Origin of the sequence: Ekhidna lutea, from assembly GCF_900188325.1 — a bacterium.
GTDB classification, from domain to species: Bacteria; Bacteroidota; Bacteroidia; order Cytophagales; family Cyclobacteriaceae; genus Ekhidna; species Ekhidna lutea.
On record NZ_FZPD01000001.1, the window covers coordinates 737,769 to 761,460 of the forward strand.

The 23,692-nt window shown below is 40.1% G+C and carries 23 protein-coding genes; 7 read left to right on the plus strand and 16 right to left on the minus strand.

All coding sequences use genetic code 11. The features are described 5' to 3' along the window. Positions 1 to 26: 26 nt before the first annotated feature. From CHB71_RS03250 to ribD, 7 genes are all read right to left on the minus strand, one after another. Positions 27 to 1,376, minus strand: a complete 1,350-nt coding sequence (locus tag CHB71_RS03250) for a peptidylprolyl isomerase (RefSeq protein WP_089355437.1) — start codon at positions 1,374 to 1,376, stop codon at positions 27 to 29. Next, positions 1,330 to 2,181, minus strand: coding sequence for a hypothetical protein (locus tag CHB71_RS03255; RefSeq protein ID WP_089355438.1), 852 nt, complete (start codon positions 2,179 to 2,181; stop codon positions 1,330 to 1,332). The genes CHB71_RS03250 and CHB71_RS03255 overlap by 47 nt, the downstream gene beginning before the upstream one ends. Further along, positions 2,182 to 2,592: an ATP-binding protein gene (locus CHB71_RS03260; RefSeq protein ID WP_089355439.1), complete on the minus strand. Its 411-nt coding sequence runs from the start codon at positions 2,590 to 2,592 to the stop codon at positions 2,182 to 2,184. Then, the gene (locus CHB71_RS03265) at positions 2,585 to 2,926 is read right to left on the minus strand and encodes an STAS domain-containing protein (protein ID WP_089355440.1); all 342 of its coding nucleotides are present in this window, start codon (positions 2,924 to 2,926) and stop codon (positions 2,585 to 2,587) included. The genes CHB71_RS03260 and CHB71_RS03265 overlap by 8 nt, the downstream gene beginning before the upstream one ends. Continuing rightward, complete coding sequence (locus CHB71_RS03270; RefSeq protein WP_089355441.1) at positions 2,919 to 4,874, minus strand: SpoIIE family protein phosphatase; 1,956 nt, start codon at positions 4,872 to 4,874, stop codon at positions 2,919 to 2,921. The genes CHB71_RS03265 and CHB71_RS03270 overlap by 8 nt, the downstream gene beginning before the upstream one ends. 171 nt (positions 4,875 to 5,045) lie before the next feature. Beyond that, the gene (locus CHB71_RS03275) at positions 5,046 to 5,522 is read right to left on the minus strand and encodes a GAF domain-containing protein (protein ID WP_089355442.1); all 477 of its coding nucleotides are present in this window, start codon (positions 5,520 to 5,522) and stop codon (positions 5,046 to 5,048) included. Further along, positions 5,515 to 6,540: a bifunctional diaminohydroxyphosphoribosylaminopyrimidine deaminase/5-amino-6-(5-phosphoribosylamino)uracil reductase RibD gene (gene ribD, locus CHB71_RS03280; RefSeq protein ID WP_245811207.1), complete on the minus strand. Its 1,026-nt coding sequence runs from the start codon at positions 6,538 to 6,540 to the stop codon at positions 5,515 to 5,517. The genes CHB71_RS03275 and ribD overlap by 8 nt, the downstream gene beginning before the upstream one ends. A gap of 23 nt (positions 6,541 to 6,563) precedes the next feature. Here ribD and prmC point away from each other — a divergent pair, with 23 nt between their 5' ends. Further along, positions 6,564 to 7,400 carry a peptide chain release factor N(5)-glutamine methyltransferase gene (gene prmC, locus CHB71_RS03285; RefSeq protein WP_089355444.1) on the plus strand — a complete coding sequence of 279 codons (837 nt, stop codon included), beginning with the start codon at positions 6,564 to 6,566 and terminating at the stop codon, positions 7,398 to 7,400. On the opposite strand, the gene CHB71_RS03290 is transcribed toward prmC, so the two are convergent. The 3 genes from CHB71_RS03290 to CHB71_RS03300 form a co-directional block, all read right to left on the minus strand. Continuing rightward, positions 7,390 to 8,805 carry an energy transducer TonB gene (locus CHB71_RS03290; protein WP_089355445.1) on the minus strand — a complete coding sequence of 472 codons (1,416 nt, stop codon included), beginning with the start codon at positions 8,803 to 8,805 and terminating at the stop codon, positions 7,390 to 7,392. The genes prmC and CHB71_RS03290 overlap by 11 nt on opposite strands. Continuing rightward, a complete protein-coding gene (locus CHB71_RS03295; RefSeq protein ID WP_089355446.1) occupies positions 8,792 to 9,355 on the minus strand; it encodes an RNA polymerase sigma factor in 564 nt (187 codons plus the stop codon). The genes CHB71_RS03290 and CHB71_RS03295 overlap by 14 nt, the downstream gene beginning before the upstream one ends. 127 nt (positions 9,356 to 9,482) lie before the next feature. Beyond that, positions 9,483 to 9,797, minus strand: coding sequence for a GIY-YIG nuclease family protein (locus CHB71_RS03300; protein ID WP_089355447.1), 315 nt, complete (start codon positions 9,795 to 9,797; stop codon positions 9,483 to 9,485). Positions 9,798 to 9,973: 176 nt separating this feature from the next. Between CHB71_RS03300 and CHB71_RS03305 the strand changes: the two genes are divergently transcribed. Together CHB71_RS03305 and CHB71_RS03310 are read left to right on the plus strand one after the other, a co-directional pair. Further along, on the plus strand, positions 9,974 to 11,800 hold the full coding sequence (locus tag CHB71_RS03305) for a vWA domain-containing protein (protein ID WP_089355614.1): 1,827 nt from the start codon (positions 9,974 to 9,976) through the stop codon (positions 11,798 to 11,800). A gap of 193 nt (positions 11,801 to 11,993) precedes the next feature. Next, complete coding sequence (locus CHB71_RS03310) at positions 11,994 to 12,983, plus strand: aldo/keto reductase (RefSeq protein ID WP_089355448.1); 990 nt, start codon at positions 11,994 to 11,996, stop codon at positions 12,981 to 12,983. 9 nt (positions 12,984 to 12,992) lie between these two features. Here CHB71_RS03310 and CHB71_RS03315 read toward each other — a convergent pair whose 3' ends face one another. The 5 genes from CHB71_RS03315 to CHB71_RS03335 all read right to left on the minus strand — a co-directional run bounded on the left by CHB71_RS03315 (position 12,993) and on the right by CHB71_RS03335 (position 18,007). Next, positions 12,993 to 13,283, minus strand: coding sequence for a Trm112 family protein (locus CHB71_RS03315; RefSeq protein WP_089355449.1), 291 nt, complete (start codon positions 13,281 to 13,283; stop codon positions 12,993 to 12,995). Between the two features lie 11 nt (positions 13,284 to 13,294). Beyond that, on the minus strand, positions 13,295 to 13,930 hold the full coding sequence (locus CHB71_RS03320; protein ID WP_089355450.1) for a thiamine phosphate synthase: 636 nt from the start codon (positions 13,928 to 13,930) through the stop codon (positions 13,295 to 13,297). Continuing rightward, a complete protein-coding gene (locus CHB71_RS03325; protein ID WP_089355451.1) occupies positions 13,927 to 14,988 on the minus strand; it encodes an AIR synthase family protein in 1,062 nt (353 codons plus the stop codon). The genes CHB71_RS03320 and CHB71_RS03325 overlap by 4 nt, the downstream gene beginning before the upstream one ends. After that, a complete protein-coding gene (locus CHB71_RS03330; RefSeq protein WP_089355615.1) occupies positions 14,988 to 15,716 on the minus strand; it encodes a class I SAM-dependent methyltransferase in 729 nt (242 codons plus the stop codon). The genes CHB71_RS03325 and CHB71_RS03330 overlap by 1 nt, the downstream gene beginning before the upstream one ends. Before the next feature lie 68 nt (positions 15,717 to 15,784). Continuing rightward, the gene (locus CHB71_RS03335; protein WP_089355452.1) at positions 15,785 to 18,007 is read right to left on the minus strand and encodes a TonB-dependent receptor; all 2,223 of its coding nucleotides are present in this window, start codon (positions 18,005 to 18,007) and stop codon (positions 15,785 to 15,787) included. Positions 18,008 to 18,408: 401 nt separating this feature from the next. On the opposite strand from CHB71_RS03335, the gene CHB71_RS03340 reads away from it, so the two are divergent. Genes CHB71_RS03340 through CHB71_RS03350 form a run of 3 tightly spaced genes read left to right on the plus strand, consistent with a single transcriptional unit; the run spans position 18,409 to position 20,815 of the window. Then, complete coding sequence (locus CHB71_RS03340; RefSeq protein ID WP_089355453.1) at positions 18,409 to 19,548, plus strand: FIST signal transduction protein; 1,140 nt, start codon at positions 18,409 to 18,411, stop codon at positions 19,546 to 19,548. Then, complete coding sequence (locus tag CHB71_RS03345) at positions 19,545 to 20,423, plus strand: sensor histidine kinase (protein WP_089355454.1); 879 nt, start codon at positions 19,545 to 19,547, stop codon at positions 20,421 to 20,423. The genes CHB71_RS03340 and CHB71_RS03345 overlap by 4 nt, the downstream gene beginning before the upstream one ends. Beyond that, entirely contained in the window at positions 20,423 to 20,815 is a 393-nt protein-coding gene (locus tag CHB71_RS03350) for a response regulator (protein WP_089355455.1), read from the plus strand. The genes CHB71_RS03345 and CHB71_RS03350 overlap by 1 nt, the downstream gene beginning before the upstream one ends. On the opposite strand, the gene CHB71_RS03355 is transcribed toward CHB71_RS03350, so the two are convergent. Continuing rightward, on the minus strand, positions 20,816 to 22,681 hold the full coding sequence (locus CHB71_RS03355) for an ABC-F family ATP-binding cassette domain-containing protein (RefSeq protein WP_089355456.1): 1,866 nt from the start codon (positions 22,679 to 22,681) through the stop codon (positions 20,816 to 20,818). A 61-nt stretch (positions 22,682 to 22,742) separates the two neighbouring features. Here CHB71_RS03355 and CHB71_RS03360 point away from each other — a divergent pair, with 61 nt between their 5' ends. Continuing rightward, the gene (locus CHB71_RS03360) at positions 22,743 to 23,678 is read left to right on the plus strand and encodes a hypothetical protein (protein ID WP_089355457.1); all 936 of its coding nucleotides are present in this window, start codon (positions 22,743 to 22,745) and stop codon (positions 23,676 to 23,678) included. The last annotated feature ends 14 nt before the right edge of the window (positions 23,679 to 23,692 follow it).

Here is a 23,692-nt window from a genome sequence, read left to right on the forward strand (position 1 = left end):
GTTTTATCCCTGTGGTTAATCGTATTTTAATTGGTGAGGTTGCAATAATTATACTCAGGGTCAATTTCAATGAAGACATTCCCTCTGGCCTTATCAAACCACTGGGATATCTTTCTATTTTTCTTTTGTGTTAATGCCGCTGCAGCTATTTTCTGATAGTCATCGTCAAGATTTGCCTGGTGTGGTGGAATTTTATTTTTGAAATATAAGATACGGTACGCGTAGCTTCCATCTTCTTTTTGGAATCGTAGCGGTTTTGTTATTGTTCCTATTTTCATTGTGTCAATGGTGAAGAATATATTAGGATCTAACTCTTCAGCTGATACCCTTAGTGCACCTGTTTCATCTTGAAAGAAACCACCAGCAGATGATGTTAGTTGATCATCAGAGTACTCTTTCGCTGCTGCTTGAAAAGTAATGCTGTCAAGTTGGATCATCGTTCTTAAACTATCGAGATATTGTTCTGCTCTAGCATAATCTGCCTGATTTGGTTGAGGCGTGATCAGGATATGACGCGTTTTATATGTGTTCCCCCTTTTCTCCTGCAATTGAATCAGATGGAATCCAAACTGGGTTTCAACAGGCATAGAAATTTCACCTGGTTTTAGCGAAAGAGCAGTTGCCTCGTATTCAGGGGCTAATTCACCTCTTCCATAAAACCCAAGCTGCCCGCCATTAGCGGCAGATCCTGGATCCTGAGAATATTTTTTAGCTAGTACCTCAAATGAAATACCACTTTCAATTTGATCCTTAATGTCAAGGAGTAGGTTGCGTACCTTATCTTTTTGCTCTTTGCCGGGCTCTGCGTCAATCATAATCTGAGCAATAGATACTTCAGTGGAAAAATAAGGAAGTGAGTCTTGAGGAATGTTTTTAAAGAATTTTTTCACTTCTGCAGGGGTCACCTTTAATTCGGAGGTAAGCGTGGACTGCATTCGCTGGATCGTTAGTTGCTCTTTGATGTTGTCAAAGATCTCTGCACGAATTTGTTCAATACTTTTCCCATAGGCTTTTATGATCGCTTCCTCTCCTCCAAACTGCTGAGCCATCATAGACATCCTTCTGTCCAGGTTGTTATTGACCTCAGCATCATCTACGAAAATCGAATCGATCTCAGATTGTGCCATCAACATTTTATTGACTACCAGCTGCTGAAGAATGTCGCATTTAGCATTACTTCCTCTCATTTGTCCACGAGATAGAAAATCGAGGTATGATCGCTCCAATTCTGACTTCAATATGATATAGTCGTCCACCTTTGCTATGATCTTATCAATTACAACATCATTGCTTTGTGCAATGGAAGAAATTGAAAAGAAGATAGCGGCACTAATTATTGTAAATCTCAAACGCATTTGTCTGTTCTGCTTCTTCATAAATTTTCTTTTCCAGCTCCTTCTTCAGAGCAATTTTTCGCTTGTTGATTATGATATCTGAAACGCTCTCTTTGATGAATTCCAAAGGAGCTATCTCACCTATTAGTTTGTGTTCAAAAATCTTAATAAAGTAGATATAGTCTTCGTCAGAAACCTCAACCGATGAATTTGATTTCAAGAAAGCTCCTTTGTCATTGACATCCTTGAGTGGAGTTTCAATTAAGACCTCATCAAACTTTACCCAGACGGAATCTTCTACGAAGGCTTTAACGGCATGCTCATTGGCATATTCCCAGATTTCAGTTGTATCTCTTGGGTAGTTTCTCAACGCTCGCCTTAAACGCCAAACATTTGGTGCTTTTGATGGCACTTTGAAATACACGCACTTGGCTAGGTTTTGCCTGAGTACAAAATTTTCTGATTTCTCTTTATAATAGCTGGCGATTTCCTCGTCGCTTACATCTTCTTTCAGATTGGCATCTATGTATTTTTGTTCCAGCTCGTGAACCATAAGAGCATATTGATAATCAAGTACTTTTTTTTGTATTCGAGCCTCATTAAAGTCTATAGCCCCTTCAGCTCGACTGATCATCAGCTGTTTTTTGACCCAGTCAGTAACAAATTTTTCTACGAAGACCGCACTATCATTTGATGAAAGATTTGCCGGAAGTAATTCCTGAATATTAGTTTCCAACAACTCTTTTTCACCCACTCGTGCAATCACTTTTTCAGCGGTCTCTTTTTTTGGCTGAAAGTATTGGCAGCCAGTTAGAATTAAGATATTGAAAATGAGGATATTTCTCACTTAGGGATACATTTTTATGAGCCTGCAAATATTGTGATTCTTTTCAGTAGAGAACTCAATTTTGTCCATTATTCTTTTGACTAACATGAGTCCTAAACCACCTTGTCGTCTGGACGAAACAATTTCTTCCATTGATGGTGATTCATATTCGTTGATGTCAAAACCGGTACCCTTATCTCTGAAAGTAAAGACAATTTGCTTCGGGCGAAAATCAATGTCAAATTCAATCCGGCTTGATGGATTACAATCATTAGCATGGATGATGAGGTTGGCGCATACTTCGTCTACCGCAAGCACTAACTTATGAGCTTGCAGATCAGGCACATGATGTTCCTCCAACATATCAGAAGTGAATTGGCGTATTTTGACCAATTCTTCCTTATTACATCCTATGGTAAGTGTGCTACTCATTAAATGAGCTAATTGCTGCTTCTTTTGATTCTACTATTGTCAATAATTTTTCCAAACCCAGTATATCAAACACCTGCTTTACGGTTTCATTAATTCCGAACAACGTCAACTGTATTTTCTGTTGATTGAATTCATCCAGGTGTGAGATAAATACGCCTAAACCGGCTGAAGAGATATAGTCAAGCCCCGACAAATCAGCAACTATCTTTTTTTCACCATTTCCCAACGCATTTTTAAGGGCATCATCCAGATAAATGCTCGATCCAGCATCTATCTCACCATTTACAGTGATGAAATGAATGCCGTCTTTATTTTCTGTGGTTATCTCAGCCATTTTTCTTGTCTTTAAATTGGACTACTACCAATGTGTAATCATCATCAATTATCACCTCTCCAATAAATTCAGAGAGGTCCTTTTTAATTCCTTCTTTTACCTGGTCGGGTGCTTTTGAGGCGTGGGCGGTGAATGACTTTTTTAAACGTTCATCTCCAAACTGTTCCCCATCAAAATTTTTAGCCTCAGTAATTCCATCTGTATACAAGAGCAGTGTATCTCCTGCATGATAGTTAACAGTATTGCTATGAACGTATTCTTTGTAGCTTGAGTTTCTTACGATTCCCAACCCCATTCCATCGCACTTCAGATAGTCTACAGAATCATCATTTTTACAATAAAAAAGACTAGGGCAGTGCCCGGCTCGTGAGAAATGAAGAATATTTTCGTCTGTGTTAATATCGAAGTATGTTGCTGTAATAAATGAGGTCTTCTCAAGGCACTGACCTAACGCTGTGTTGGCTTTATTGTTGAATTCTGTGGGTGTGATGCCCTGACTTGCCAGGCTATGGAAGATGCCCTTCATCTGGGCCATTTGAAAGGCGGCACTTGTTCCTTTACCGGAAACATCTCCAATAATCAAACCAAAGTGATTTTTCTTGTACTCAAGAATGTCATAATAATCTCCACCGACTTCATCTGCGGCCATGGAAAAGGCCGCCATTGTCAGATGATCATTATTAATTAACGAGGTAGGTAATAAGCTCTTTTGTACATTTTTAGCGATTTTTAATTGCTCTTTATATCGCTCATTTTCTATTGATTCCTTAATCAGGGAAAGGTTTTCTAAAGAAATACTGGCCTGATTTACAAATGTGGTTATGATATTTACCATCTCACGATTAAAGGCCTCAGATACTTCATTTAAGAGGACAATGAAGCCAACCTGTTTATTCTGCACCATTATTGGTAGAGCAATAATTGACTTGAACTTTGAATGTTTTAGATCATCCGTAAGCTTACCGGAGCTGACTTCACTTTTAAGGTCCAGTTGCAAGATCGATTTTATGGTATCTCCTTTAATTGCTGTTTTAATTTCGTTAACATCTTCTTCTTTAAGATTTCGAATGACTTGCACAGTTCCACTTTCATCTTTGACCTCTAGCCAGGCGGCATCTGCAAAAACAGCACTCATTGAACTTTCAAGAAGGATTTCGTATGTCTGATCTTTTGTTTCTCCTCTTGGAATGGATTGACTCAGCTTCTGAAAATCAAGTGCTTCCTTAAGTTTTTGTTCAAAAACTGAGGATGTAGGGAGGTTGAAAAGGGTGACCAATATGGAAATAACGGCATATAGAAAGAGGAAAACGAAAAGCCCCCAAATAAATACTCTGTCAAAAAGATCAATAACTAATACCTCCGTACTTGAGAAGTTAAGCAGATTCAATAGAAAATGATAGAGGTAAATCGCAGAAAGCAGGATGAAAAGGATACCTTTCCACTTTTGTTTGAAGTTCAGGTATGCTACCCATTTGAGGTTAAAAACTAAGATGATTGAAAAACAACCAAGAATAACAAGGGCAACTCTGAAATTCGAATCCACGTAGCTGGCGCCAAAAAAATCGAACAATAAACTAGCTGCGAGTGCTACTTCGAAAAATCCCCAAAACTGAAGGAGGTTTTTTGACTTTTGATAGAGAATTAATCGTTTCCACACTACCAGTGTAGATACCATAAAAATAACCACTAAGCCAATTAGAATGCTATAGAAGAAATTGACTGTAAGTGGACTTTCGACCAATGTGCTATTTGCGAAAATCACGAAGAAGAATCTGATAGCCAGTGAGATTAGCGTTGTAATCAAACCAGTTATAAACACCTTCCACAGAAGGTCGGTAAAGTTCAGGCTGTCAGCCTTAGTTATAATGTACCTGTAATATGCAAAGGTTGACAGCACAAAGCCAGTAAAACAAAGCTGTGGAAAGAAGTTGGAGAAGTCCACTTTCATATCGTAGCTCTGAACGAAAAGCAAGTAAATCGTCGATCCTGTATATAGCAACCAGCAAATTATCGCTCCAAGAAAGCTAAGCCTTATTTTCACCTTGTCTGACACGGTCACAAAAATACAGACCTTGGTCTACATTGTGGCTACAAGGCCTTTTTGAGTGGTTAAAGAATGTTAAGGAAGGAGTTTTAGGATTTGTTGAAGATATTGCTGATCCACTTCATCAAAGTCATTCAACCGATCACTATCAACGTCCAAAACACCGATCGTTTTACCGTCTTTTTTTACAGGAATTACAATCTCGGATTTAGAGGCAGAGGCACAGGCAATGTGGCCTGGAAATTCGTCAACATTAGGAACAATCAACGTTTGATCTCTTTGCCAGCTGGAGCCACAAACACCCTTACCGCTTTTAATACGCGTGCAAGCAACAGGACCCTGGAATGGGCCTAGAACCAATTCATCTTCTGAGTCAACCAAATAAAAACCAACCCAAAAGAATCCCATCCCCTCTTTCAAAGCAGCAGAAATATTTGCAAGGTTAGCAATGAGATTGTTCTCACCGTAAAGCAGTCCGGTTATTTGTGGTATTAGTGACTTATACTTTTCCTCTTTTGTCCCTTCTTCAATTAGTGTTAAATCCTCAGCCATGGTTGTTTTTATAAATGGTTAATTGATCTGCAAAAATACCTTCTTCTTTTACTATCTCTCCTTCAATGTCTGGAGCTTCAACGCCTTTTTTAAAGGTAGCTGAAGAAGTAAATACCCGGGCTTCATCCCAACAATTTTCATTAATAAAAGAGTTCAATACCTGCGAGCCTCCTTCTACGATCACAGATTGAATTTTGTGTTCATGTAGTTTTCTAAGCACGCTCCATGGATTGTTCATATCCGTTTTTATCCACTCAATGTTTCGTTCCTTTTTTTCCTCCAAAGAATTTAGAATGATGGTTTCAGCTTCTTTGCTAAATAAGTTGAAGTCTTTGTGCACTTCCAGGTTGCTGTCAAGTAAAATTCGAACAGGGTTTTTGCCAATCCACTCCCGTGTGGTCAGCTTAGGATTATCATGAATTGCAGTGTTTTTACCAACTAAAATGGCATCTTCTTCGGCTCTCCACTTGTGAACAAGCTGTCGTGAATATGGATTACTAATCCACTTTGAGTCATAATTTTCTCTGGCCACAAACCCGTCGGATGTCTGAGCCCATTTAAGAATTACGTAGGGTCGTTCATTTTGAATTGATGTGAAGAAGCGATTATTCAACTCGACTGCTTCTTTTTCCATCAAACCCACTTCTACTTGTATGCCAGCTTGCTTAAGCTTCTCAAAGCCTTTCCCATCGACCTGATCGAAAGGATCCCGACAAGCTACTACCACTCGTTTGATTTCTTTTTCAATCAAAAGATCTGCGCAAGGAGGTGTCTTACCTTGGTGAGCACATGGCTCCAGTGTGACATATGCCGTGCATTCTGGTAGGATCGAATGATCCTTTACGTTGGAGATTGCATTTACTTCAGCATGCGCCTCCCCATACTTTTGGTGGTAGCCTTCGCCAATGACTTTGTCATCATACACGATAACGCAACCCACCATTGGATTGGGTGAGACATTACCTCTGCCTAGTTCGGCCAGTTCCAATGCTCTTTGCATGTATAGACTGTCATTCACTGAGTGTGTAATTTCGCTATCGAATGAAGAATGTGAAGCAAATCTGGCAAGAAACAGCGAAACAGCTTGAAAAAGTTTATGATCGGCGCGAGGCTGAAAATATTTCGCACCTTCTTTTGGAAGATTTGTTTGGTGTATCAAGAGCTGCAATTATTTCTGATGAGCTACTTGACTTAAATGATGCAAAACTCAAGCAATCAATCGGTCGTCTGCTAAAGCATGAGCCCATACAGTACATAACCGGAGTAGCCGATTTTTACGGAAGGAAATTTCACATTGCCCCAGGAGCGTTAATTCCACGACCGGAAACCGAGGAGTTAGTTGACTTAATCATCCAGGAAAACAAGATCAGAAATCCAAGAATCCTCGATGTTGGAGTTGGATCAGGGTGTATAGCCGTTTCATTAGCAATAAAACTCGGTGGTAATGTTTTCGGAACAGATCTATCAAAAGAAGCATTGGAGATTGCTGCAAAAAATGCACAGGAATTAGGTGCCAAGATCAATTTCACCCAACATGATATTCTATCAAGTCCATTACCTGAAGGTGAGCTGGATATTTTGGTAAGCAACCCGCCATATATCCCCTTAAGAGATCAGAAAGAGATGAGAGTAAATGTGCTCAAATATGAACCTGAATTAGCGCTTTTTGTCCCGGATGACGACCCACTCATTTTTTATAAACGTATTGCTGTTGAAGGTTTGAAGTCTTTAAAGAAAGGCGGGAAACTCTATTTTGAGATCCATGAGAACTTTGGTATCGAGGTTAAAGCCCATCTTCAAGCTGTCGGATACTCGGAGGTGAATATCCATAAGGATATGCAAGGAAAGCATCGGATTGTGAGTGGGATTAAAGCTTAAATCTTACCCTAACTCTCACATTATCTGCAACACTTAAACCACCTTTTTCTGAGGGCATCCACTCAGGCCCCTCTTGCACGAGTCTTATGGCTTCAAGATCACAACCATATCCCAAGCTTTTTCTAACTGAAATATCCTCAATAACACCACTTGGACTAATTGAAACATCAAGGATCACAAAACCTTCAATCTCGTTGTTCCTGGCAGTTTCCGGGTAAATGAGTTCTTCCTCGATATATTTTTTAAAGCTCCGCATGCCGTTTACAGGTCGGGCTTTTTTATAAGTAGAGTTGTTTCCTTGGCCATCATATCCAGTAACCACCACTTCCTGCAATTCTGTTGATCCTCCTAGGGCTACATCCAGCTGAGTTCGTTCACCTACCTTTATTTCCTCCATGGAAAAGCCAACAAACGAAAAAATTAACACCATGTCTTCTGTTTTTGGGAGCTCAAAAGAACCATCTAAATCGGTAACAGTGCCTGTTGTAGTTCCTTTAATTACAACATTAACTCCAGGAAGTGGCTCACCATATTCATCAGTCACTATACCCCGTATTGTTGGCTCATTGTATGAGAATGTTTTAAACTGAACAGGATCACTTTCTGCCTCTTTATTTTCGTTTTGACTTAAAGCGGTTGACTTTGCACTGCGAGCAACGCTGACTTTCTGTTCATCAAGCGGTTCTTTTTGCTTAATGTTCTCCTGGAGTTCTTGGACATCAAGAATTGAAATATCCGATTCTTTAATCTCAACACCAGCTACTCTTCCCTGAAGGTTGTTCTCAGGGTTTAATGGCTCCATAACCACTTCATCTAAGTCTTCTGACACTTCGATTGTGGGAGTACCAGTAGTTTTGGGTGCTAAATCAGGAGCCTGTTGGTGGTCATTGTTGTTTTCAGGTTGGGTTGTTTCTAGGGATTTTAAATCCAAATAAGCATTTTGTTTGTCATGATTCTTTTCTCTTAAATCTAGCGCTTCATTTTCGCTTGTTTTGTCTGGTATTTGTGAATCGGTATTATCTGATTTTCTTTCCTTCAAAAGAATAGTATCAGGAGAAGGCCCTTGCTGTATTACTTCTTCAGGATTCTCATTTTCTAGAGAAAGTGTCTCATTCTCAAATTGATTGATGACAATGTATACAGTTAATGACCCCACTATCAGAAGTGCCACAGCTGCAGCTACCCGAATAAATGGAAAAATTGCTTTCTGCCTGGTAGTTACTCTAGCTCTTAGTTTCTCAAGGTCAGCGAGTGGTTCAAGACCTTGCGACTCAAAACCTTCAATTGCCTCTTGAGCAAAAGGGTCGTCCAACAATTTGCGCTCAAAAGCATGCGCTTCATCAGGACTCATCTGACCTTTTAGATACCGTTCAAACTGTTCGCTATGGTTTCTATCTTTTGACATTCTTTCTTTCCAAACACATTTTTAAGTTCCTTTTTCCATTTTGGATGTGGCTTTTAATTTTCTTTAAATCAAGGCCTGTTTCTTCATTTACCTGCTGATAACTTTTCTTATCCAGAAAAAATAGTTTAACGCATTGCCTTTGTTCTTTTTTTAGTTCTTCAATACATCCCTCTAATGCATCCAAATCTGATTCGAGTGCTTCCTTCTCTTCATATAGATGCACTTGCTCCTTCGATTCCATAAAACCATGTGAGTTGATTACAGGATTGTTTTTGCGCAGTTGCATCAAACAATGATTTTTGCTTACCATATAAAGCCAGCTCTTAAAGTGATTGACTTCTACTTCACGAAGTTTCAAGCCTATATGTTCGTAGATTTCCATTACCGCATCTTGCGCATCGTCACGGTTTTTAAGGTATTTAAGGCAAAGACCATAGACCAAATGCATGTATTTATTGAATAGCTCACCGATCACTTCCTGATTTCCAGTATTGCGATAAAGCTGAAGCTGTAATTCGTCGGTGGGCGATATGTCTTCCTTTTTTGTCACTACGGAGGAAAATCATTGCTGACTTTTTTAAATGCTTTATGGTAAATATCTCTCCCTTTGGTCGAGATGACAAGTATAGCTTGACCTCTCTGTCATTTCGAGCGCAGAGAGAAATCTTTACCTATTACTATAAATAATCCCAGGCACCAATCTCTTTGTTCAAGAATTTCCAATTAGGATTTATAGATTCAATCAGCTTATTCTTTTTCTCCCTTCGCCACTTTTTGATTTCATGTTCCCGATCGATTGCATTGGCAACAAATTGGTGTCTCTCATACCAAACCAGGTTATAGCAATAGTATTTTCCAGCCCATGTTTTGCTGTTGCCTCTGTTTTCATAATGCTGGAGAAGTCTGGTGGGTAAGTCATTTGTCATTCCTACGTAAATGACAGATCGTGCTGGGTTAGTAGTGATGTAAACGAAGTAATTATGACTCTTCATGAAAAATAAATATCTCTCTTTGGTCGAGATGTCAAACTATAGATTGCTTCACTATCTGTCATTTCGAACATAGTGAGAAATCTTTGCCTCCTCCAACGCCTCAGAAAAAAATCAAAGTTTTTTTATGGAATCTAAATCATGTCTGCATCTCAATATCAAATCAAATGAAAATTGACATGAAAAATCTAATAATCGTCTTCTCAATATTACTGGCGTTCAATGTTGATGCCAAGTATGTGAATGGTACTGTCTATGATGATAGTGGACAAGGGCTTTCAGGAGTAAATGTGGTCATCAAAGGAACAAACAGCGGTACCACTACCGATATCAATGGATTCTACTCAATTGAAGTAGCTGGAGAAAAAATTACTTTAGTTTTTTCCTATGTAGGGTACGAAACACAGGAAATTAAAGTAGATAATCGAAAGATAATTGATGTTGTCATGAACGGCGCTACCGAACTAGAGGAGGTCGTAGTATCAGGTTATGCTAAAAAAGCAGAAAAGCGATCGCTTAATTATTCAGTTGCTGATCAAATGCAAGGCAGAGCAGCCGGAGTGATGATTTCTTACGAGCAGGATAACTACCACAACACCGAAGAGTACTCCACTATCCATGAAAATGGATTCAAAAAAGTACTGGACAATGCCCTATCTACTTTCTCCATTGATGTAGATGCGGCTTCTTATAGTAACATGAGGAGGTTTATTAACAATGGTCAGCTTCCGCCTAAAGATGCGGTACGCATTGAAGAGATGATCAACTATTTCAACTATGAATACGAAAACCCGACAGGAAAAGACCCATTTTCAATCAATACTGAGGTGGCACGTGCTCCCTGGAACGAGAAACATTTGATTGCTCAAATTGGCTTGCAGGGAAAGAAGATAGAGCTGGAAAATCTGCCGGCTTCCAACATTGTGTTTTTACTGGATGTGTCCGGTTCGATGAGTGCGCCGAATAAACTTCCATTGTTGAAGTCAGCTTTCAAGTTGTTGGTGAATGAACTTCGTCCACAGGATAAAGTTTCAATAGTAGTTTATGCCGGTGCAGCCGGAGTGGTACTGGAACCAACAGACGGGAATGATAAGAAGAAAATCATGGAAGCATTGGATCGTCTACAGGCCGGAGGTTCTACCGCCGGAGGAGCAGGAATCAATTTGGCCTATAAACTAGCTAAAGAGCAATTTGTTGAAGGCGGAAACAACCGGGTGGTGTTGGCGACTGATGGAGATTTTAATGTGGGAGCCAGTAGTAATGCGTCCATGGAACGACTGATAGAAGAGAAAAGAAACGAGGGTGTATTTCTGACCGTGCTAGGTTTTGGAATGGGCAATTATAAGGATTCTAAGATGGAGATCCTTGCGGACAAAGGGAATGGAAATTACGCCTACATCGATAACATGAAGGAAGCGAAAAAGGTATTAGTGAATGAATTTGGTGGCACCATGTTTACGATCGCAAAGGATGTAAAAATCCAGGTGGAGTTCAATCCGAATGTGGTTCAGGCCTATCGATTGATTGGGTATGAAAACCGATTGCTAAACGATGAAGATTTCAATGACGATAAAAAGGATGCCGGGGAACTAGGAAGTGGTCATACGGTGACAGCACTTTATGAAATCATCCCAGTTGGAGTGGAGAGTGAATTTGTGAAAGACATTGATCCATTGAAATATCAATCGAATGAACAAAAAGTGACCAATTCTACTGATGAGCTACTTACTGTGAAATTCCGATACAAAGAACCGGATGGATCGAAGAGTAAGCTGATCACTCAGGTTGTGGAAAACGAAATCCGAAAGTCTAGCGATAATCTCGACTGGTCAATGGCGGTAGCTGGATTTGGGATGCTGTTGAGAGATTCTGAATATAAAAATGATTTGAGTTATGCCGATGTATTGAGTCTGGCTAAAAAATCAAAGGGTGAAGATGGTTTTGGTTATCGGGCGGAATTCATTGAATTGGTTGATTTGGCTAGTCGAATGAATACGAGGCAGTAAATTGTCAGCATGAGACAAAAGAAAAGTTACGTCACTTCGAACATAGTGAGAAGTCTCCTGATTTATTTATCTAAATAGTTTTGGAGCCTCTCCATAAAGTCGAGGTGACGTTTCTTTAGTTTTTCTTTTGTCATTCCTTAAGTAAGACACGAAGGCAGGGAATCATTCTCTGCCTATTTTGTTTTTTTGTCCTATGGAAAAAGTACAACTCGGAAAATCAGATTTAAAAATTTCACCCATCGTATTTGGAGCCTGGGCTATTGGTGGACAGGCCTGGGGAGGAAATGAAGATAAAGATGCCCTGGAAGCAATGCAGAAAAGCTATGATCTTGGGATTACTTCCATTGATACGGCACCTGTATATGGGTTCGGTCATAGTGAGTCGCTAGTAGGTAAGGCGATCAAGGAGATTGGAAGAGATAATCTTGAGATTTTAACCAAGTTTGGTTTTAACTGGAAGACAGAAAAAGGAGAGTACCAGTTTCCAACAAGTGATGGAGGTAAGACATACGCGTACGCCGGAAGAGATGGAGTTATTCAAGAAGTTGAGGATAGCTTAAAGAGATTGGGAACGGATTATATCGACCTTTATCAGATACATCGACCGGATGCCACGACACCCATTGAGGAAACTATGGAAGTGCTAAAAGAACTTCAGCAACAGGGTAAAATCCGAGCGATTGGTGTTTCTAACCATACGGTTGAGCTAATGAAACGAGCAAATTCTGTAATTAATCTTGTTTCATCACAATCCCCGTATAGTATGGTGTATCGCAAGATTGAAAAAGACATCCTTCCTTATTGCATAGAAGAGAATGTAGGTATACTGGCTTATAGCCCTCTGCAACGCGGGTTACTTACCGGGAAGATATCTTCGGATCATGAATTTAAGGGGGACGATCACCGGGCGAACAACAAATTTTTTAAAGAGCCGAATCGATCCAGAACCAATGCTTTTCTGGATCAGATCAAACCGATAGCCATTGAGCGAAGGGTTACTCTAGCACAACTGGTGATTAATTGGACGGTCCAACGAGAAGGAATAACAGCGGCTTTGGTTGGTGCTAGAAATGCAAAACAGGCAGAAGAAAATGCCAAATCATTAAGCTTCACACTTTCAGAAAAGGAAATCCAAACCATCAATGCCGAGATGGATAAAGTGGTGATTGATCATGAGGTGTAATCTGTACTTCTAACTTTTATCTATTTGGAGTGTTTCGGGGGAAGTGCTTAGAGCAAAACTTTGTTGATCCTCAGAAATAGCGAGTCCCCATTTTTGAAGCATCGGTAGCTCCAGAGCCTTATCTCTGTATTCGTCTGGTGTCATTATTGGGATGCTATAGATGATCGGAAAGTAACGATTACAGTGGCTGCAGGTGAGTATGCCCTCAATAATCTCTTCTCCATGCTCTTTGATCACTTGAATATTCAGCTCCTTTTTATCAAATGGGCAACACATTTTTTTTAAGAAATCCTTGGTCATAATGACTTTAATTAATTTTTCATATTTTCTAATATTGTCAGATATTGACGCACAGTATTTTCAGGGTCGTCAGCATTTATAATGCCTGATATGATGGCAATACCGACAAAAGGAAGCTGACTTAATTCTTTTAAATTTTCTGGTTGGATACCTCCCGATAAGAAAATCGGCAAACGAGTTATTCTTCTGGCATTGACAACAGTTTGCTGATCCACAATTTCACAGGAATCAACCGATGACGAAGGAAACATGGCACAAAAGCTAATGTATGACAGATCTTGTTCCTCCGCCCATGAGACCAATTCCAGATTATTTCCTACCGTAAGGCCAATGTATTTATCCTTCAAGGTTGCTTTCACCAGGTCAAATCTTTCAGGCACCACATCAAAATGAACACCATCCAGTTCGAGCTTATTTGCCAACTGCCAGTCTTCATGCATCAAAACAGGAGTGTGAAATAGCTCAGCTACCGCCTTGATTTCATTTATAAAATCAATCTTTTCAGCCTGGCTAACCTCTTGATTCCAGTGATTCCATATTTGGAGGATGCTGACACCCCCTTTCAGAGCAGAATGCACTTTTTTGCAAAGCAAATCCCATGGCAGGGAAGGGTCTAGCACTAAATATATTCCGCTCAATTTCTTCATTTCCACCCTGCTTTTAAAGCATTGAAGAACGCATTCCAGTAGGGATCAACTCCATCGAAAAGGAAGGGAGTGATATCATTGCCAGCTAGCAAGCATTTGTCTGGCTCCTCAGTAAATGCGCCTACTTTCACTGCTGGAATTCCCTCTTTGGTCATATCCGCTATCAACTGATCTTCCATCCCATTTTTAACAGACAAAATCATCGATCCGGCCCCTATCGAAAGGAATGGATCAATGTCAAATAGGTTCGCAACCTTTTGTACTTCTTCCGATACCGGGAGCTTATTTTTATCTACTTTAAACCCACATCCGGAGGCTTCAGCCATTTCATTTATTGCACCCAAAATGCCACCTTCGGTAACATCATGCATAGCGCGTAGTTCTGCTTTTGGTTGCAGACTTTTTGCAGCTACTAATCCATCCTTTAGTACGGACAGGTTCCAGAAGTTATTGGCAACTTTTTTCTGAACATCTGGACTACATTTTTCAGAAACTGTTTCAGGAAAAGCCATCGCAAGCAGGGAGGTAGACGATACTGCTGCCTCTTTAGTAACAATGATACTATCTCCTGGCTGAGCGCCATCACTCGAAAGAATTCGATCCTTTGGAGCTCGTAGAAACATGGTACCCCCACCCGAAATCGTCGATTCCTGTCTGGGTATTTGGCCTGTATGACCTCCGGTAATGGCAATTTCGTGTTTCTCACAAATCTGATGAATGTACTTCCAGTACTCCCTAAATTGATCTCTGGTAAGGCTTACAGGGAGGTTAAGGACAAACTGGGCATACTGCGGGGCAAATCCGGTGGTCACCATATCATTGATGAGAAGGTGAACGGATAGCCACGCAGAAACCTCCATTCCCAAAGTAGGAATAAGCGAAAGCGGGTCACTGGAAACAGCAAGAGCTTCACCCGACCCTAAATCGATGACGGCTGTGTCAACCCCGAACCTTGGGCCGGAGACCACTTCCTTTCGATTAGCACCACAGTATTCGAGTAAATCCTCCTTGAATATTTTGGCGCTGACCTTTCCCGATTGATCTTCAAATGCACCCATTATTCAACGTCATTAAGTTTAACATGAAACCCAAAAAAATCACCATAAGGAACTTTCCATTGCTGTTTTGGAAACCATTTTGGTAGGCCTGTAGCATTCCACTGAATCGTGTAATCCCTGTCAGGAAGTGCCTCAGCAATCAATGCTTTCAAAGATGCTGGAGTGTAGAAGTTAGCGGTTACGTAATAGTTGTTTTTTCCAAAAGCTTGCTGAACCCTCCTTCGGATCAATTTTGGAGTGTTTCTATTCATCATCCCAAAAATGATCCCGTATTTACCAACCCTAACTGCCTCTCGAATTACCTGAACCGGATTTTTGTAGTATTCAAAGGTGGTAACAAATGCCAGTGCATCGAATGAGTGATCTTTAAAAGGCATGTGGTGAGAATCTGCCAGCACCAAATCACCATCAAAAAGCTGTACACCTTGTGCTAGCATAAAAGGAGAAATATCACCGCCTGTTGCCTCGATTCCAATCTCATGCCACCAGCGGGTAAATCTTGTTGTACCACAACCAAACTCTAACAGCGTATTCACACGCGGGTCGCTTTTTATCAACCCTTCCAGTGTCTTCTTTTGCCAGACTTCCTGTCGCTTGTATGGCCCCTCATAATATGCTTCGTAGTGATCGGTATCATCACGGTTGAAAAACCACTCTTTTCGCCCCTGCCAATTACGCATTTCACCGGTGGCAACATCGAATTTCTCCTTTTTTGCTAGTTTATTCATAGATCCATTTTCCAACTATATGTGGTATAATCACACAGTTTTGATTTCAAACTTTGCTTCAGGATACCTTAAAACCTCAAATTCAATGCAAGCAGAAAATTTCTACCTGCCTGAGGATAGTAGTAGTTTTCTCGAACTACATACGATCCGGCGGCATATCCAAACGTGTAGCCGTTTGATGAGTATTCTTCGCTCAGAATGTTATTCACCAATAGACTGATATTCACATTTTTTACGGATGGCATGCTGAAGTCATAACTCAGTCGAAAATCGTTTACGAAATAAGCATCAATTCTTCGTGTGTCATTGCTGGTATTGTCAAGGTATTGCTTGCCCACATATTTACTCATGAGTGAAGCCTCAAACCCATCAATTGGCGAGAAGGTCAATCGACTGCCTCCAATTACATTCGGAGAAAATGAAATGTCAGTATCCTTTAACTGTGTTTCTTCAACGTTGAATTCATCCCAGCCAGGTCCGTAGTTGTAAAGGATTTCTGTGAAATTTTTGATCTTGTTTTTGCTCAAGGTCACATTCGCTTCCCACTGCAATTGATCAGTAAGCTTGTATGAGCCTACCAATTCAACACCTGTACGGTAGCTATTCGGCACATTCTGGCGAACGCTTGATCCTACGTCATTAAGCTCTCCGGTGAGTACCAATTGGTTTTTATAATCCATTAAATAATAGTTGGCCTGGATTGAGAATGCTTGACCAAACTTGCGATACCCAACTTCCAGATTGTTAAGGGTCTCGTGCTTGGGTGTCACACCATTAGGAGCATCTACAAAATCATTTCGTACTGGTTCACGATTTGAAACTGCAAAGGACGCGTAGACATTCGAGGTTTCGTTCAGAGTATATGTGGCTCCCACTTTCGGATTGAAAAACGTGTAATCACCTCCGACACTAATCGCTCTTAGATCACTATCAATTCCAACCGTTTCATAGTCGATATTTCTCACTTGCATATCTGCAAACAAGTTGAGATCATTTAGCTGGTAATTGAATTTTAGGTATGCGTTGAAATCCGTTTTCAGACCAACATTATCATAGTATCGGTGACGAATGTCACTGTTGCTGGCATATTGCGCCCAGATGATCTCACCGAAGTGATCCCCATCGTATTTGTTCCATGCTCCTCCTAAAGTGATGTCGAAATCATCCTTCAGGTAGTTTAATGAAAAAGTAGTTCCATAGAAATCGTTATCCAGCCATCTTCTTCTGATCAAATCTGTGGAAGTAATTGTTGTATCACCCAATTCCACATTTTCCAATCCATAATCAGAGAAGTCATCGTCATTTCTGAATTGCTCAAAGTAACCACGACCGTAGGTGTAGTGGCCGGCAGCATTAAATGTTAACGCGTCGTTTAGTTGATGTGAGAAATGAAGCTGGTAATGATCTTGCTTGTAATTGTCGACTTCATTGTCGTACAAATAGTAGTTGAAAGTTCGCCCTGCTGTACGAATGTTTTCAGCCTGCTCCTGGGTATAGCCATTATTAGCAATGACCTCTTCAATGCCATCCCGATCATTTTCCAGTACAGCCTGAGGTGTGCCCCACCAGCTTTGATAAGTGACCTCATGTCCACCAAATGCCAATGCTTTGACAATGGTCTTGTCACCATAATACCCCCCGGACAAGAAGTAAGATTGCAGGTCAGATTCTGCACGATCGATATATCCATCTGAGGCAATTTTTGACAATCGGGATTCGAAAGACCACTTGTTGTTTAACAATCCGGTATTGTACATCAGAGTATGCTTTCGAGTATTGAATGAACCAAAACTGTTGTTCACTTCAGCATAAGCATCCTGCGATGGTACGTTTGTTTGGAGGTTTACCGAAGCACCGAAGGCTGCAGCACCATTTGTGGATGTCCCTACACCTCTTTGTATCTGGATGTTGTCTACCGATGATGCAAAATCAGGCATATTCACCCAAAATACTCCGTGCGATTCTGAGTCATTCACAGGAATACCATTTATGGTCACATTAATACGAGTAGCATCACTACCTCGAATACGCAAACCTGTATAGCCAACGCCTGCCCCGGCATCAGATGTGGTGACCAGAGACGGTGATAGATTTAATAAAATGGGCAGATCCTGGCCCAGGTTCACATTTTTGATTTCGTCCTTAGAAATCTCCGAATAGGTAGTTGGCGTGTTTTCATTTGCTCGGGTAGCATAGACAATCACATCATCCAACTCCTGTGTTTTTAAACTGTCTTGCGAAAACGCAAAACCCGCCAGCAGCAGTGTTGCCGACAATAATAAAGCTCTCATGTTGATAAAAAATTAAAACATTTAACCATCCGGGAAGCGGGGACTTCCCACCATTGGTTATCATACTGGCTTTTAAGCCTTTCCCTACGCCGGCATTATCCGGATCAGGTTATGGGTATGATCTCAGCCTTGTCTCGTTTTTGCAAACGGGATCGGCACCCCTTGTTTGTGGGCGCAAAGGTAAACTTATTTGATTATTTAATGTTGATAAAAGGTATAAATGAACTTAGGTACTGATTAATAACCACAGCATGATAGTTTGATTTAATCGATCTTAAAATCAGGTTTTAAAAACATTTGTATTCATAATGTGATTTGGTCTATTGATAATCTTTAGTAATCGAATCATTTTATAAATGAATATGAATCTGGGTAAATTCAAATAAATCAATACTAGCATAATGAAAATCGAGCAAAAACTTTGGACAAATGAGATTGGTTGGGAAAGTGTTATTGATAAAAATCTGTCATCATCCGCTAACCTTGTTTTAGTATTCGGAGATAAGGGTGAGTTAAGTAATCAGTCCCGATTTGATGAATTAAGGAATTTTTATCCGAATGCAGATATAGTGACATGTTCAACTGCTGGTGAGATATTGGGTGATCAGACCAGTGAGGGAACAATTAATTCTACTGCGCTTTATTTGGAAAAGACAGCAATAAAATCTCACTCTGTAAAGATTACCAAAACGAGTGAAAGCTTTGAGGCGGGGATTGAGTTGATGAAGATTCTGCAGGCGCAGGATTTATCCTACACTTTAGTTATATCAGACGGTCATATCGTAAATGGAAGTGAACTAACGAGGGCATTGGGTGAAATATCGTCTGATACCAATATCGTAACTGGAGGACTTGCAGGAGATGGAGCTAATTTTGAATCTACACTAGTGGGTTTGAATGAAGCACCTATGCAAGGTCGAATAGTTGGAATCGGTTTTTACGGAGATAATTTAAAGGTTGGCCATGCGGCAAAAGGTGGGTGGGATACTTTTGGTCCAGAACGGCTGGTAACCAGATCAAAAAGCAACGTTCTATATGAGTTGGATGGAAAGTCTGCTTTAGACCTTTATAAATTGTATTTAGGAGATTTAGCTGATGAATTACCTGGATCCGCACTTCTCTTTCCTCTTAGCATAAAAGTAAACGATACTGAGACGCTTGTTCGTACTGTATTATCAATTGACGAGGAGCAAAAGAGTATGACGTTTGCTGGCGACATACCTGAAGGTTCAGTCGCAAGAATGATGAAATCAAACTTTGAGCGATTAATTGATGGAGCTTCACAAGCTGCAGGGATCAGCATGTCAGACTTTGGATCATTCCAACCCGATCTTGCAATATTGATAAGTTGTGTTGGAAGAAAAATCGCACTCGGAGCTAGAATAGAAGAAGAAGTCGAAATGGTCAAAGAATTACTCGGTAAAGATACCATAACAGCAGGGTTCTATTCATATGGCGAAATTTCACCGATTGTAAAGTCTACTAAATGCGAACTACACAATCAGACAATGACAATTACAACCTTTAAAGAAATGGTATGAATGAGGGTTGGAATAAGTCTTTAAAAAAGATTATTAGGAGGGAGATGGGTGATGAAGCCTATATAGAAAAAAAAATGCACCCTCTTCTAGACTCCATTAGTGATGCATTTGATTCACATGATAAGGAATATGCGCTTTTGAATCGAATTATGGACCTGAGTTCTTCAGAATTGTTTGAAGCAAATAATGAATTAAGAAAGCGTAATGAAGAACTGGATCGATTTGTCTATAGTACTTCTCATGATTTAAGGGCACCATTAACTTCAATTATGGGATTACTTAATCTGATGGAGTTGACTGATAGTAATAAGGATAAAGAAAAGTATTTACAACTAATGAGAATGAGCACTGTTCAACTTGATTTATTTATTCAAGAAATAGTGGCATATACGCATAATAAAAAACTGGGGGTACAATCAGAACTTATTGATTTTGAAGACCTTATTGAGAAGTGTATTTCACGATTGAGTTTTATGAATAATTCAGATCTGATTAGAAAGGTTGTTGATGTTAAATTAAAATTTGATTTTTATTCTGACCGTCAAAGATTAGATAATTTACTTTCCAATTTACTTTCCAATGCCATCAAGTATTGCGATTTAAGCAAACAGGATCCATTAGTTAGGATAGTAGTTAAATCAGAAAATAATCATGCAATTATTATAGTTGAGGATAATGGAATAGGCATTAAAAATGAAAGTCAGGATAGAGTTTTTGAAATGTTTTATCGTGCTTCTGCACAGTCAAAGGGCAGTGGTATAGGGCTTTATATTGTAAAGGAGATAGTTGAAAAGCTTGCCGGATCTATTAAAGTAAAATCTACACTTGGTGAAGGAACTACTTTCGAAATTGATTTGCCAAATCAAAAAGGTTGATGAAAAAATTAAAGAAGGTATTACTAATTGATGATGATGATATTGTCAACGTAATTAATAAGACGGTGATCGAACACGCGGGATTTGCTGATGAAATCATAGTACAAACTACAGTAGATGCTGCAATTCATGTTTTAAGTGATGGAAATAATCAGACTAGCCTACCCGAACTAATTTTTTTAGATGTCAATATGCCAGAAAAAAATGGATGGGATTTTATAAATGAATTTCTTGAAATAGGGTTTAAAGACAAAGAGCCAAAAATTATTATGTTATCCTCTTCCATTAATCCTAAAGACAAAAGCAGGGCACTTGAAACAAATATTGTTGTAGACTTTATATCAAAACCGATATCTTCCGAAAAATTAAAAGTAATTGCATCACAATTTTAACTAAACTTCACTCAACTCCAGCCACCGCATCTCTTTCTTCTCCAGCTCTCCTTCAATTACCTTGATTTCATTGCTAATGGTTTGCAACTTGTCATATTCTGTTTCATTCAGGAGTGATTCCTGAAGTTCTGCTTTTTTTGCCTCCAGCTTTGGGATGTCTTTATCCAACTGATCCAGTTCCCGCTGTTCGTTGTAGCTGAGTTTTCTGCCCTTTGGTTTTTCAACTACGGGTTCCGACACTTTGGTCTTTTCTTGCTTCGGCATCTCCGCTACAGGCACTCCTTCCTTCTCCCGATAGTCGGTATAGTTGCCAGGAAAGTCTCTGATCTTTCCATTGCCTTCAAAGACAAACAAGTGATCAACTAATCGATCCATAAAGTACCTGTCGTGAGAAACGATCATCAGACATCCGGCAAAATTTTGCAGGTAATCTTCCAATACATTCAGGGTGGTAATGTCCAGATCATTCGTAGGCTCATCCAGAATCAGGAAATTTGGATTGGCCATCAAAACTCGCAATAACTGCAATCTTCGTTTCTCTCCACCACTGAGTTTACCCACGAAGTTGTGCTGCATTTTTGGCGGAAACATAAATTGATTCAACAGCTGTGAAGCTGTAACCTGACTTCCATTGTCTAACTCGATGTATTCGGCGACTTCCTTGACAATGTCCAGCACTTTCTTATTGGGATCGAAGACGGTTTCATCCTGGGTGTAGTATCCAAACTTGGTGGTTTGACCAATCTCTATTTCACCTGAGTCTTGCTTCAGCTTTTGAGAAAGGATGTTGAGGAATGTGGATTTACCCACTCCATTTGGCCCAATGACGCCAATCTTTTCTCTACGCTTAAAGACATAACTAAAGTCCTTAACAAGGTTGAGGTCTTCAAAAGATTTGGAAATGTGATGAAGCTCCAGAATCTTTTTCCCTTGACGCTCTCCTTTCAGATTCACTTCCATCTTCGAGGTTTGAACGGCGCTATGTGCTTTGGCTTTCACATCGTGAAATGCATCTACCCGATACTTTGCTTTGGTGCCCCTGGCTTTTGGCTGTCGACGCATCCATTCCAGTTCGGTCTTGAAAAGATTTTTAGCCTTATCGATTGAAGAAGCCTCCATCTCCATTCGCTCGGCTTTCTTTTCCAGAAACTGGCTGTAGTTTCCTTTATATCGGTAGATTTTTCCATGCTCGATTTCGAAAATCTCATTCGTCACCCGATCAAGGAAATAGCGGTCGTGCGTGACCATCAGAAGGGTAAGGTTGGCAGTAGCTAAATAGTTTTCCAGCCACTCTATTAATTCCAAATCCAGATGGTTGGTAGGTTCATCGAGAATCAGCACATCGGGATCTACGACCAGTGCCTGAGCAATGGCAACTCGCTTTTTCTGTCCACCGGACAGGTCTTTCATTTTTTGATCGAGGTTGTGAATTCCAAGCTTTCCTAACAGTCCTTTAATCTGATGCTCATATTCCCAGGCATTGAGCGTATCCATCTTTTCAAGGATAGGACTTAAGTCAGGGGCATTTGCAGGGTCTGTTTCGGTTTTATACATCGCCAGTTCGTAATCACGAATGACATTGAGTTCTTCCTTGTCTTCTGAAAAAACAGACTCAAGAATCGTATCTTCTTCATTGAACTCCGGATGCTGGCGGAGCATCGAAACAGTGAGCCCTTTACGAAAAGAAACAATGCCTTTGTCCGGCGCTTCAATACCGGCAATCACCTTCATAAGTGTAGATTTACCTGTACCATTCACGCCTACCAGGGCTGCTTTTTGTCCCTGATCTAAACCAAACGTGATGTTTTCGAAAAGCTTCTTTTCATCGTAACTCTTGCTAAGCCCTTCAACCGATAGATAATTCATGCAGCAAAAGTAGCTACTCCATCATTGGAACAAATCACTGGTCTTTGGTTTTATATAGGTTATGAAGCAATTAATATTTTCTGTACTGATTCTTTCGCTAGTAGCCTGTGTTCCATCAAACTCGCAGGAGACAAAAGATGGAAAAAAGATAGTTGAAAAACCAACTGATTTCAATGATTACTGGTACGCTGGTGAAGCCGAGATCACAAGCTACAGCCTCGAACAGGCTAGGTATGGAGAAATCCATAAAGGCGAAGCTGTGATGGTGTTTGTGACTGAACCTTTCTCAAAGAGCAAGCAAGTAAAGTTGGATGATTGGCGTGATGAGAGTGCTGATAATGTAAGTGTGATGAAACTCAATATGACAAAGAAATTTCTAACGGGCATATATCCGTACTCCATGATGATGAGCACATTCACCCCGGTTTCATATGATCAATATCCAGACCCTTTTAAAGTGACCACTTCATCTCAGGAATGGTGTGGGCATACCTTCATGCAGCTCAATCTTAAAAAAGAATCATATATGCTCAACGGATATTCGTATTTTGAATCGGAAGGCGATGTGGTAAAGGCGATATCGAAAGTGCCTCTTGAAGATGAGTTCTGGTCACGCATTCGATTCAATCCTGAGACCTTGCCTATCGGGAAATTAGAATTGTTACCATCCACATTTTATTTGCGATTGAGGCATCAGGAAAGCAGACCTCAAACAGCAATAGCTTCAAAGCTAAAAGTTCATACCTCAGAATTTTCTGATGAGCCGCATCATATCTACACGCTGGAATACGAAAACAGAAAGCTATCCATCTACTATGAGCCGAATTTTCCTTTTACAATCCTTGGCTGGGAGGAAACCTATATGAGTGGATTTGGTGAGCCAGAGTTACTAACCACAAAAGCCAAACGGATTAATTCGATAAAGTCTGCGTATTGGGGAAAGAACAGTAATAAGGATCGGGAGATAAGAGAGGAGTTGGGTCTTTCAATAAAATAATGGTTATTTAGGTA